The sequence below is a fragment of the Mycobacterium sp. genome (genome assembly GCF_044342925.1).
In the GTDB taxonomy this organism is placed as follows: domain Bacteria; phylum Actinomycetota; class Actinomycetes; order Mycobacteriales; family Mycobacteriaceae; genus Mycobacterium.
The window spans coordinates 1-8,049 of record NZ_JBIIOV010000150.1; the positions used below are offsets into that span (position 1 = coordinate 1).

Here is an 8,049-nt window from a genome sequence, read left to right on the forward strand (position 1 = left end):
GTCAATTCGCTGCTAAAGTCGCTGTCATCATGCGTGTGCTCAGGCTCAGGCTCCCGGGGAATGCCCGGGTGTGGGCGGCGATCGTGTTGATGTTCATCGTCGCCCTCTTCGGTGCTGCACCGGCGTTGCTGGCCGAGCCATCAGACCCGCATGTCGACCACCACATAACGGCAACGGGCCATCTTGACCACCTTTCCGCGGTGGACCACGATCACATCGGTGCGCCGGCGATTCATAGCGCTCCAGATGAGTTCGCTGATTCCCTGCTCCACCGCGTGCGGACTGCGCTGCCTGTCTTAGGGCTGATCTTCGCTGGCGGCCTGTTGTGGCAGTGGTCGCCCCGGCATACGGCTGCGGTCGGGCGGGATCCGCCCCGTGGGCCGCTCATCGATTCTCCCGGCCGGGCCGTACTTGCCCGGCTGTGCATCTCGCGCCGCTGATCGGACAGGTACAGACCGAACAACCCCTACGTCGGGTTGATCGGTCGGTGACTGACGTCCACTTCAGCGGCCGTGTCTCGGAACGCGGCCTGGCAAGGAAGCGACCATCCGATGACCTCAGCTCTCCCTCTGCACCCGAAAAATCTGCATGCCACCCATCACCGGCCTCCGCGGCGCCACGAGCCCGCGGCAACCCTCGCCTCGACGGTCGGCAACACCCCGGTACTTCGTGTCACCGCCCCGTTCGCCGATGGCGGCCGGGGCTTCTGGGCCAAGCTCGAGGGCTCCAATCCCGGGGGCATCAAGGATCGCACCGCCCTGCATCTGGTGGGCTGCGCTCGCGCTCGCGGGGACCTGCGCCCGGGAGCGCGGATCATCGAGTCGAGTAGCGGCACCCTCGGTCTGGGACTGGCATTGGCCGGCATGGCTTATCGGCACCCCGTCACCGTGGTCACCGACACCGGTCTGGAACCCATCATCGCCCGCATGCTGACGGCCTACGGCGTCCGAGTCGAGCAGGTCACCGAGCCCCACCCGCGAGGCGGGTGGCAGCAGGCCCGATGCGATCGGGTGGCCCAACTTCTGGCCGAAGACCCCGTGGCGAACAGAAGAAATCCTGCGTCCGACTGGATTAGCCGCCGGCGGTTCATCGGCTGCGGGTGTACCGCGGGCCGCAGCGCTGGCCTTGGGGCCGGGTTTCCTTGCGGCATGCAGTTCCGACAATGACTCCAGGATCGCTTCCTCGTCGGCGCCGCAGGGTCAGCCCTCTCTCGCGCCGACGACGAACCTCGACGTGATCGGGGATCCAGACACAAACTTCACAGTCATCATGAGGCCCGCCGCGAGCAGCGTGGCCATGGTCGGGTTGCTGAGGGTCATGTCACTCCTGGAACGGGGAATGTTCGATGTGCCAGGCGAATTGGCCCCAGCGGCATAGGTTGGCGGTGACCGACGTTGGGTACGCGCGTGCCTCGGCGCGGACCTTCTCGGCGAAATATCGGCCGAAACCGTCGCGCGGATGCGATGCGAGAACCTCCTCGACGGTGCGGGGATGGATGTCTTCCAATCGCATTCCGGTGACGTCAGCGGCGGCACCGAAGTGCAGTAGTGCCACTTCGGGTCGTTCCTTGCCGGCACGGCCGACGTTCATGTGCATCCTGATTGCTTTCGCAACTACCGAGGCACGGTCTTCTGGCCATCCGTGATCGATGAGCCATGACTGCGCTGCTGCGGCGCTGAGTTGCTCGAAGGGTCCGTCGCCGCCAGGGGAATCGGTGAGTCCTAGATCGTGCAGCATGGCCGAGATGAAGAGCAGTTCTGCATCCCAGTCGAGGCCGTCCCTGGTTCCCAGGGCAGCGCCGAACAGGTACGTCCGGTAGCAGTGAGCGGCGAGGACGCTTGGTGCCTGGGCACGCAGCAGGCTTGCGGCCTCGAGGGCGGTGCTGGTGTCCGGATATCCGATGTCATTGAGCGCCAACAGTTCCGGGCGGCTCCGGCCCATCAGGCGGGCTGCGCGTCGCAGATTCTGCTCAAGTTGAGCTCGTCCGAGTCTGCCGATGACGGCCAGCGTCGACTCGGCGGTGGTCATCGCGCCACCTCGACGGTCACTTCGATCTCCAACGCGATGTTGGCCGGCAATGATGAGACGCCGACGGCGAGCCTCGCATGTCGGCCGGCGTCGCCGAAGACGTTCACGAAGACCTCTGAGGCACCGTCGATCACCTGGGTGTGGCCGATGAAATCCTCAGCGGCGTTGACGACCCCGCGCACCAGCACGATCCGCTTGACCCCGTCGAGGGTTCCGAGCTCGGAACGGATGGTGGCCAACGCGGTGATGGCGGCGAATCGCGCGGCCTCGCGCCCGGCGTCGACATCGAGGTCAGCCCCCAGCTTGCCGAACACGACCGTATGCGGCGGGCTGAACGGGATGTGGCCGCCCAGGATCAGCAGATCACCAGTGCGGACGGCATTGATGTATTCGCCGGCTGGTGGGAACGGGTCGGGCAGTTCGATCCCGAGCTCGACGAGACGCGCGTCAGCCGACACAGCCGAGCCCCCAATCCGGTCGTACTTGTTGCAATGGGTTCAACATGTGGCCGATGGTAAAGCCGCCATCGCCTTATTGCAACCATTTTAATAAGTTGTCTTTCCGCAGTAACATGGGCCGGTGGACGTCGTAGCGCAACGCCGGATGGACCCGCGCAAGCAGCGAACCATGGATGCCTTGGTCGCCGCCGCGCAACAGATGTTCGCCGAACGCCCAGTCGAAGAAGTCACCGTCGAAGAGATCGGCCAGCACGCCGGCGTCGCGGTGGGCTCTATCTACAACAACTTCGGAAGCAAGGAAGGGTTGTACGCCGCGGTGGTCGCCCGAGCGCTCGATGTCGACCGCGACTACATGGATCGGGCCTATACCCCCGATCGCGACCCCATCGAGCAACTGCTGGCCGCGTCCGAGCAGTACCTGCGCTTCGCTCTGGACCATCCGCAGTTCTTCCGCATGCTGGCCTTCCCCACCAAACCCAGCCCCTACCCCGCCGCCGCCGCGACCACCGCACTGCTTGCCCTTCGGGTCGACGGGCAGAACGCCCGCATGGTCGATGCCATTGAACGCGGCATCGCCGATGGCAGCATCCGTCACCTAGACCCGCAGTCAACGGCGACCATTTTGTGGGCAAGCTGGAACGGAATCATCAGCCTCGCGTGGCGCCACGACGATCTGCAGCAGAGCCCTGAGGAGTTGGCTGTACTGATTGAGCGCGCGGCCGATCTGGTCAGCTATGGGTTGCGGCTGAAATAGACGGCTAGCCTCAGCCGACTTTCGGCCGCAGTGCCGCGCCCCAACGCAAGGGATTGAGATTGCGGAACGGATCGTTCTGCCGCAGTTCTTGGAGATCGGCCAGGATTGTCTCCAACTCGGCCTGGGTGCGTTGCTTGACGGTGGCCTCCCACTTATCGACTTTCCTCCGAGCCGGCCGCACCGTTGAGATCGGTTGCCCGAAGCGCAGATACATCCGCTGCGGGCGCGGCAGAAGCGTGGGTCCTAGACCGCGCATCAAGGGAACGCCGACACCGACAATACCGTGCATGCGCTCTCCGAAGGTCCGCGTCATCCGCTCCCATGCGCTGTTGCGCGCGACGAGGCTGTGGAAGACGTCGTCACCGCCGACCAGTCCGACCGGGACGATCGGATAGTCATGGGCGATGGCCAGTCGGGCGAAGCCTGAACGGCCTTCCCAATTCAAGTGGTATTCCTCGCCTTTGAACTTCAACATGTCGCGACCGCCGCCGGGGAAAACCAGCATGGTCTCGTCGCGTCGCATCAACTCAGCGCCGATATCCGGCTGACCAGGTACGGCGCCGACCGCCTCGATCAGATCCCGCTGCACGCCCTTCACCTGAGTGACGCGCTTGTCGGCAAGCCCTCTGACGCGCACCCCGAGATGGCGGTGCACGAAATACGGAGTCAGAACGATTTCCGGCCAGCCGGCTGACGTGTGATTGCCGACGAGGAGGAAGCGTCCGTCTGCGGGAAGATTCTCCAGTCCGTCGACGTAAATCCGGGAGAGATCGATCGCGTCGCGCAGTCCATCAGCAACGGTGAAGATGGCCTTCCGCAATGCCTCCACGCGCGGGGGCTGGTTGGTCAGCCGATCGATGTCTTCAGCGGGTAAGGGCGTATAGGCCATGCCGCCAGCCTAGCGCATGACTGACCAAATGACATTTTTGGTCAGTTTCTCTATTACTGCAGCTGGGGGAGCTACAGTAAGGGGGTGAGAGCTCCGGTTCGCGACCTGCCCGAACTCCACTCCACAAAGGCTGCGCGCCTGCTGGCCGCGGCCGGAGACCTGCTGATCGGCAGGGGTGCGAGGGGGTTCACCGTCGCCGATGTGGCGGCGCGCGCCCACGTCGGGAAGGGCACCGTATACCTCTACTGGGCGACGAAAGAAGACCTGCTGATCGGTCTCATCGGCCGCGCATTCCTGCGCCTGCTCGATGATCTGATCGAGCGACTTGACGCGGACCCCGACCTCGCCCGCCCCTCGCGGTTCTGCCCCGCAATGCTGCAGATCGCGACCAACCAGCCACTCATCGCCGCGCTCCAACGACACGACGATGATCTGCTCGGCGCGCTGACCGACCATCCGCGTTCCATTGCCCATGACGGCGCGCTCGGACCGGGCGCCGTTCTGGACGCCGTCCTGCCGATTTGGCGGGGAAACGGACTGGCTCGCAACGACTGGGACGGCGACGATCAGAACTTCGCGCTGCACTCACTGATCACTGGCGTCGCCTTCTCGTTGATCGGACTTGGCCAACACTCCGCCGATGTCGAGGATCCGTTGGGCGTATTGGGGACAGCGGTCACCGCGATCCTCGGACCTGAGCACGCAAACCAAAAACAACTCCGCGCAGCGGCCTCAGAAATCGGCGACTTCCTCCGCGAAGGACAGGCGGCCGCACTCCAGCTCATCGACGCACCGGACGCCGGATCGTAAAGCGCCGGTGTACGACACAAAGCGGGCCCGGCCTTTCGGGCCGGCCTGTTCTTGGTAGAGCTGCCGGGAATCGAACCCGCTCCGGAAACCGTCCTGAAATGGGATAACGCCGAACTTCGCGACGCGACAGCACTTCAGCTGACGCAAAAATACCTGCTGGAACGTGCGGTGTGTTGACGTTGTCAGCAGATATACAGGATGCCTAGCCACCTAACCGGCGGTAACCAGCACAGCCGGATTGTCCGAGAACGCACGTAGAATAATGAGAATGACCAGCGCTGCCAGTGACATGGCATTGACCCGGCTGCGCGAGCACCGGGAGGCGATATGCGATGTGCTGGCCCGCTACGGTGCGAGCAATCCCCGGTTGTTCGGATCGATCGCGCAGGGCAACGCAGGGCCTGACAGTGATGTCGACATACTGCTAGACCTCGCCGCGACGGGGTCCGGTAGTCGACTGTCTCGACTCTCGGGGATCCGGTTGGAACTGGAAACGTTACTCAAGATGCCAGTCGACGTCGCCTGTGAAGACCTTCTCAAAGAGGGCGTTTCAGAATCTGCTCGAAGCCAGGCTATCGCGTTGTGACCAGATCGGCGCAGGACCGGCTGAACGATATCCAGACGGCGATCGCCAGGGTCTAGGCCTATTGACTGCGCTCATCGGAAGTCCCCGGGTGTGCTCACCGAAATTCCTCACCTGATGGCCGGGTCAGTGTATCGGTTGGCGGGTGCCGGTGGTGGCTCGGCGGAGGCTGTCGGCTGCGGCATGGTGATCGCGTAGGCGGTAGGACTCGCCGTCGAGGTTGATGACGACCGAGCGGTGCAGGAGGCGGTCGAGCATGGCGGCGGCGACGGTGGTGTCGCCGAGGATGTCGCCCCAGGCGCCTACGCCGCGGTTGGTAGTGATCACGATTGAGGTTTTCAAATACCGTTGGGATACAACCTGAAACAGCGCCGAGGCGGCCTCGGCGGGCAGGGGTAGATACCCGAGTTCGTCTATCACGAGCAGCGTGGGTCCGGCGTAGAAGCGCATGGTGGTGGCCCAGCGTCCCTCGATGGCTGCACGGTGGCAGCGGGCGGCCAGATCCGCTGCGGTGGTGAAGTAGGTGCGGTACCCGGCATGCGCTGCAGCCCTTGCTAATCCGACCGACAAGTGTGTCTTGCCCGTGCCCGGCGGGCCGATCAACAGAATGTTGGTCGCGGAGTCCAGGTAGCGGCAGGTGCCCAGCTCGTCGATCAGCCGGCGGTCGATGCCGGCGGCAGCGTCCACGTCGAAGTCGGCCAGGGTCGCCGGGGTGGGAAGGCACGCGAACCGCAACCGGCCCGCCAGGCGTCGGGTGGTGCTGGCGTCCACTTCGGCGGCCAGCAGCCGTTCCAAGGCGACGGTCAGCGACAGGCCCTCCGCGGCGGCCTGATCCAAGACGGCGGGCAGAGCTTCGGCGGCGGCGTGCAGTTTGAGCTCGGCCAGATGCGAGCGCAGCTGCTGATACCGGCTGGCCGCAGCCGATGGTGACTCGCTGTCGACGGCCAGGGTGCGGGTGATCTTCGGGGTTCGTGCAGTGGGGGTCATTGGAAGGTCCTGTTCTGGGCGGCCCGCTCGTAAGCGGATAGGTCGATGACAGCGGAATCGGTTGATGGTGTGCAGGATTGATCCGAGGTTGTGATCTGGGCGCGTAGTTGGATCAGTTGTGCGGCAGCAGCTTTGGCCTCAGTTCCGGGTGGGATGCGTTCCTTGCGCCGGTGGGGTCTGCCAGTGGCGGCGGCGGCCATCGCCGCGGTGTCCAGGGCGATGACGTGTCCGCTGTCGCGAATCATCACCCCGAGCCCGTCGGCGGCCATCCGATGCCGGGCCACGATGATCCCGCTCGTGGTGGCGATGTCGCAGAACTGGCCACCAAGGGGATGGCTGACCGTGAGCTGGGCTGCGGCCAACTCCGGTGGCACCGAGTAGCGGTTGCCGCGGTAGGACACCAAGGCTTGGCGCGACGCGGTCCGCGACTCGGTGATGATCACCGGATACGGCGCTGCGGGCGGCGGTGACAACCGCTCGCTCGTGGCGACGGTGGCTACCGAGGACCGCCCGTCAGCGGTGGCACGCAGCCGCGTGTCGCCCCGTACCCGGGCGAAGCGATCCACGTCGGCTTGCGCTTGCTCGGCGGTCATCTCATCAGCCAGGGTGCGCCACCAGCGTTGCGCCGCAGTGTGATTGACCTTCTCCACCACACCCTTGCGGTTACCGCGCCGTGGCGGGCAGATCGCGACCGACACACCGTAGTGCTTGGCCACCCCAGCGAACGAAGCGGTGACTCGACCCGAACCCGGATCGCACACGGTGGCCATCCGGTCGAACCGCCACACCCGTGACACACCACCCAAACCGCGCACCACATGGTCGATCGCGGCGATGAGATGGGGCTGATCCTGGGACGGCGCCAACGCTGCCCGCCACTTGCCGGAATGAGCCAGCGACCCGACCAGTAGGTGCGCGGTCTTGCCCCAGCCCCATTCCGACGGCGGATCAGGCAATTCCAGCCAGTCCCATTGGGTTTCATCGCCCGGCGGATGAGGGATAACCGCGTTGACCCGGTCAGTGGCTGTGCGGCAGGCCTCGCACGCCGGCCGCAGATTCCGCGCCCGGATGTTGCGGGTCAGGCTCTGATACGACAGTCCGAACCCCAGTCCCTCCAACTCGTCGTACAGGGTCCGGGCCCACAAGTGCGGGTCCTCGACCAACCGGGCCGACACGTAGTCGACGAACGGGTCGAACGGGTCCGGGCAGGGCCGGGCCCGGACTCCCGGTTCGGCGGCGCCGGCCAGGTATTTGCGGACCGTTTTACGGTCATGGCCGGTGTGTCGGGCGATCGCTGAGATCGACCAACCACGTTTGCGTAGGGCGTGTACTTCCAAGTCGTCCTCCCATGTGAGCATGAGAAAGCGGGCCTCCTTCGAATGGAGCTGTTGGCGTCAGACACCAGCAGCATCGAGGGAGGCCCGCCCTTCTCGGCGGAGCCACACGGGTGGGGAATTTCGATGAGCGTAAGTGGGGAATTTCAGTGAGCGCAGTCAGCGTCGTCGTGATCGGGTCGGGGTGGCGCCGTCCGGCCCGGTCG

The 8,049-nt window shown here is 65.0% G+C and carries 9 protein-coding genes and 1 pseudogene; 5 read left to right on the forward strand and 5 right to left on the reverse strand.

What is annotated here, in order from left to right; translation table 11 throughout:
* Both lpqS and ADBZ6I_RS14040 read left to right on the forward strand, forming a co-directional pair.
* Positions 1-440 (forward strand): putative copper homeostasis (lipo)protein LpqS (gene lpqS, locus ADBZ6I_RS14035; RefSeq protein WP_526384847.1); only part of this gene is annotated, 440 nt, incomplete at its 5' end.
* 111 nt (positions 441-551) lie between these two features.
* A pseudogene (locus ADBZ6I_RS14040) lies at positions 552-1,043 on the forward strand (pyridoxal-phosphate dependent enzyme); the annotation flags it as partial.
* Positions 1,044-1,320: 277 nt separating this feature from the next.
* Here ADBZ6I_RS14040 and ADBZ6I_RS14045 read toward each other — a convergent pair.
* Positions 1,321-2,028: an HD domain-containing protein gene (locus ADBZ6I_RS14045; RefSeq protein ID WP_313674669.1), complete on the reverse strand. Its 708-nt coding sequence runs from the start codon at positions 2,026-2,028 to the stop codon at positions 1,321-1,323.
* Entirely contained in the window at positions 2,025-2,486 is a 462-nt protein-coding gene (locus tag ADBZ6I_RS14050) for a RidA family protein (protein WP_313674668.1), read from the reverse strand. The genes ADBZ6I_RS14045 and ADBZ6I_RS14050 overlap by 4 nt, the downstream gene beginning before the upstream one ends.
* 121 nt (positions 2,487-2,607) lie before the next feature.
* On the opposite strand from ADBZ6I_RS14050, the gene ADBZ6I_RS14055 reads away from it, so the two are divergent.
* Positions 2,608-3,240: a TetR/AcrR family transcriptional regulator gene (locus ADBZ6I_RS14055; protein ID WP_526384850.1), complete on the forward strand. Its 633-nt coding sequence runs from the start codon at positions 2,608-2,610 to the stop codon at positions 3,238-3,240.
* A gap of 10 nt (positions 3,241-3,250) precedes the next feature.
* Here the strand turns inward: ADBZ6I_RS14055 and ADBZ6I_RS14060 are convergent, their stop codons facing one another.
* Positions 3,251-4,129 (reverse strand): lysophospholipid acyltransferase family protein, encoded by an 879-nt coding sequence (locus ADBZ6I_RS14060; protein WP_313674665.1) that lies wholly within the window; start codon positions 4,127-4,129, stop codon positions 3,251-3,253.
* Between the two features lie 84 nt (positions 4,130-4,213).
* Here ADBZ6I_RS14060 and ADBZ6I_RS14065 point away from each other — a divergent pair, with 84 nt between their 5' ends.
* Positions 4,214-4,939, forward strand: coding sequence for a TetR/AcrR family transcriptional regulator (locus ADBZ6I_RS14065; protein WP_526384853.1), 726 nt, complete (start codon positions 4,214-4,216; stop codon positions 4,937-4,939).
* Positions 4,940-5,207: 268 nt separating this feature from the next.
* The gene (locus ADBZ6I_RS14070; protein WP_313676881.1) at positions 5,208-5,525 is read left to right on the forward strand and encodes a nucleotidyltransferase family protein; all 318 of its coding nucleotides are present in this window, start codon (positions 5,208-5,210) and stop codon (positions 5,523-5,525) included.
* Between the two features lie 123 nt (positions 5,526-5,648).
* On the opposite strand, the gene istB is transcribed toward ADBZ6I_RS14070, so the two are convergent.
* Both istB and ADBZ6I_RS14080 read right to left on the reverse strand, forming a co-directional pair.
* The gene (gene istB, locus ADBZ6I_RS14075) at positions 5,649-6,509 is read right to left on the reverse strand and encodes an IS21-like element helper ATPase IstB (protein WP_526384855.1); all 861 of its coding nucleotides are present in this window, start codon (positions 6,507-6,509) and stop codon (positions 5,649-5,651) included.
* A complete protein-coding gene (locus ADBZ6I_RS14080) occupies positions 6,506-7,867 on the reverse strand; it encodes an IS21/IS408/IS1162 family transposase (protein WP_526384857.1) in 1,362 nt (453 codons plus the stop codon). The genes istB and ADBZ6I_RS14080 overlap by 4 nt, the downstream gene beginning before the upstream one ends.
* Between the last annotated feature and the right edge of the window lie 182 nt (positions 7,868-8,049).

What these genes read in the sequence shown, in the direction of transcription:
- ADBZ6I_RS14060 (WP_313674665.1), bottom strand. Translation starts at nt 4,129, where the DNA reads ATGGCCTATACGCCCTTACCCGCTGAAGACATCGATCGGCTGACCAAC.
- ADBZ6I_RS14045 (WP_313674669.1), bottom strand. Translation starts at nt 2,028, where the DNA reads ATGACCACCGCCGAGTCGACGCTGGCCGTCATCGGCAGACTCGGACGA.
- ADBZ6I_RS14080 (WP_526384857.1), bottom strand. Translation starts at nt 7,867, where the DNA reads ATGCTCACATGGGAGGACGACTTGGAAGTACACGCCCTACGCAAACGT.
- istB (WP_526384855.1), bottom strand. Translation starts at nt 6,509, where the DNA reads ATGACCCCCACTGCACGAACCCCGAAGATCACCCGCACCCTGGCCGTC.
- ADBZ6I_RS14070 (WP_313676881.1), top strand. Translation starts at nt 5,208, where the DNA reads ATGACCAGCGCTGCCAGTGACATGGCATTGACCCGGCTGCGCGAGCAC.